General features: G+C 57.3%; 1 rRNA gene. It reads right to left on the reverse strand.

The annotated features are described in order from the left end of the window. Positions 1 to 1,344: ribosomal RNA gene (locus tag ABZ386_RS41960) — 23S ribosomal RNA — on the reverse strand; the annotation flags it as partial.

Below are 1,344 nucleotides of genomic sequence, written 5' to 3' on the forward strand. Positions count from 1 at the left end.
CTACACCCTTACCCCGGGACAACCACCGCCCGGGCTGGACTACCTTCCTGCGTCACCCCATCACTCACCTACTACCACCTTGGTTCGGCGGCTCCACCACTCCCCTTTGCCCGAAGGCTCCAGGGCGGCTTCACGGCCTTAGCATTAGTGGGCTCGATGTTTGACGCTTCACAGCGGGTACCGGAATATCAACCGGTTATCCATCGACTACGCCTGTCGGCCTCGCCTTAGGTCCCGACTTACCCTGGGCAGATCAGCTTGACCCAGGAACCCTTAGTCAATCGGCGCACACGTTTCTCACGTGTGAATCGCTACTCATGCCTGCATTCTCACTCGTCAACCGTCCACAACTCGCTTACGCGGCTGCTTCACCCGGCAGACGACGCTCCCCTACCCATCACGATCCCCGTTGGGGGTATATATCGCAATGACACGACTTCGGCGGTACGCTTGAGCCCCGCTACATTGTCGGCGCGGAATCACTAGACCAGTGAGCTATTACGCACTCTTTCAAGGGTGGCTGCTTCTAAGCCAACCTCCTGGTTGTCTCTGCGACTCCACATCCTTTCCCACTTAGCGTACGCTTAGGGGCCTTAGTCGATGCTCTGGGCTGTTTCCCTCTCGACCATGGAGCTTATCCCCCACAGTCTCACTGCCGCGCTCTCACTTACCGGCATTCGGAGTTTGGCTAAGGTCAGTAACCCGGTAGGGCCCATCGCCTATCCAGTGCTCTACCTCCGGCAAGAAACACACGACGCTGCACCTAAATGCATTTCGGGGAGAACCAGCTATCACGGAGTTTGATTGGCCTTTCACCCCTAACCACAGGTCATCCCCCAGGTTTTCAACCCTGGTGGGTTCGGTCCTCCACGAAGTCTTACCTCCGCTTCAACCTGCCCATGGCTAGATCACTCCGCTTCGGGTCTTGAGCGTGCTACTCAAACGCCCTATTCGGACTCGCTTTCGCTACGGCTTCCCCACACGGGTTAACCTCGCAACACACCGCAAACTCGCAGGCTCATTCTTCAAAAGGCACGCAGTCACGAGAACAAGGCAAGCCTTGCTCCGACGCTCCCACGGCTTGTAGGCACACGGTTTCAGGTACTATTTCACTCCGCTCCCGCGGTACTTTTCACCATTCCCTCACGGTACTATCCGCTATCGGTCACCAGGGAATATTTAGGCTTAGCGGGTGGTCCCGCCAGATTCACACGGGATTTCTCGGGCCCCGTGCTACTTGGGTGTCTCTCAAACGAGCCGCTGACGTTTCGACTACGGGGGTCTTACCCTCTACGCCGGACCTTTCGCATGTCCTTCGCCTACATCAACGGTTTCTGACTCGTC

Source organism: Streptomyces sp. NPDC006140 (genome assembly GCF_040628815.1).
Classification (GTDB): domain Bacteria; phylum Actinomycetota; class Actinomycetes; order Streptomycetales; family Streptomycetaceae; genus Streptomyces.